The 1,672-nt window shown below is 48.7% G+C and carries 1 protein-coding gene; it reads right to left on the reverse strand.

Annotation, left to right across the window (positions count from 1 at the left end; translation table 11 throughout):
* Window positions 1–1,672, reverse strand: a 1,672-nt coding sequence (pulA, locus tag R7P35_RS23910) for a pullulanase-type alpha-1,6-glucosidase (protein ID WP_318092813.1), incomplete at both ends; no start/stop codon positions are given.

Below are 1,672 nucleotides of genomic sequence, written 5' to 3' on the forward strand. Positions count from 1 at the left end.
GTTCACCACGGCAACGATCGCATCGTATTTCGAATCCAAATCGGCACCTGCTGATTTACCATCGTCGATAGACATAACGATCAAGCCTTCCACTTGGTCTTTACCAACGTTGCGGAAGTCAACACGGTTCATGACTTCTTGAGCGGTATCTAAGCGGAACAGTTCACTTGAACTACGGATTTTTAGTAGTTCTAGGAATTGTTGTTTGGTTAGCTCAATGTCGGTTGCATCTGGCTTCGCTGTCGTGTCAGAAACGATCTTCTTGATCAGCTCCCAGTTTGCACCGTCTTTGTCTTCACGAGGCAGACCTACGTTCCAGTTGTTGTCACTGCCGTCGAAGAAGACGCGGTTGAACCAGTCACCAGAATCGTAAGAGTCACGCTGCATCGATTTAGAACGCAGAAGCTCAGAACCCATGTGGATGAATGGGATACCTTGGCCAAGCATTACTGTTGATAGCGAGACAGATTGCATGCGTGCACGATCTGCAGAAGGAGTCGCAGTCGCAATCTTGTACGCGTTGTTATCCCACAGAGTTTGGTTATCGTGCTTAGACACGTACGAGATGTTTTCTGATGGCACTTTTGTGTAGCCTGCTGGCGCACCATTGTAATCAACGTTCTTACCTAGTTTTGTGTCGCCTTTGTAGTCTAGAAGAACGAAGTCAGCCAAGTTACCCGCCATGCCTAGACGAACCAAATCTTGGTTGTGTAGACGACCATTCACCGATTCTGCGTCCACTTTGGTTTCTTCATTCGCGTAAGCCGCGTTACCAAAACCTTGGTTGAAGCGAAGTGGGTGCTTACCTTCTGAATCGACACCGCCATCAAATGGGCTACCGCCACGAACAGCGTCACGCAGACGATCCGAGAACGTACCGATTTCAGTGCCAGCCATGTTTAGCTGAGTGGCTTGATCAAAACGAGCGTTGTTAGACACTTCACCGAAGTCCCAACCTTCACCGTAGAACAAGGTGTTCTCGTCAATCTTGCGGATTTGCTCAAGCGCGTAGACCATCACATCTTTTGGCTGGTGGCCCATTAAGTCGAAACGGAAACCGTCAACTTTGTAGTCGTCCGCCCACACTTTCAATGAGTCAACCATCAGTTTACCCATCATCAAGTTTTCTGTTGCAGTGTTGTCACAACAGGTTGAGTTTTCTACGCCGCCAGTGTTGACGTTAAGACGGTGGTAGTACCCTGGGACGATTTTATCTAGAACGGATTTGTCGTTAATGCCAGAGGCATTGGTGTGGTTGTACACCACGTCCATGATCAGCTTCAGCTTCATTTTGTGCGTTGCTTGCACCATTTCACGGAACTCAAGAATACGTTTTGAGCCGTTTGGATCGGTCGCGTAGCTGCCTTCTGGCACCGTGTAATGGAATGGGTCGTAACCCCAGTTGAAGCTGTCTAGCATGCGCAAATCGTTCATCAGTGCTTGCGCAGAACCGGTGGCTGGATCGTAGCTGTTCAGCACATCTTCAATCACTTTCGCGCCATCAACTTCGTCACAGACAGACGCTTCTGGTTTGATGCCACACAATTTACCTACGGTGTCAGTAATATCGACGCGGTTCGCCGCTTCTTCATCAACCGTAGCAATATCGAACGCTGGCAGGATGTGAAGCGTTGTTAAACCTGCGTCTTTTAGTGCTTGCAAGTGAGAGACC

Origin of the sequence: Vibrio sp. Vb0304, from assembly GCF_033338995.1 — a bacterium.
GTDB lineage: Bacteria > Pseudomonadota > Gammaproteobacteria > Enterobacterales > Vibrionaceae > Vibrio > Vibrio alginolyticus.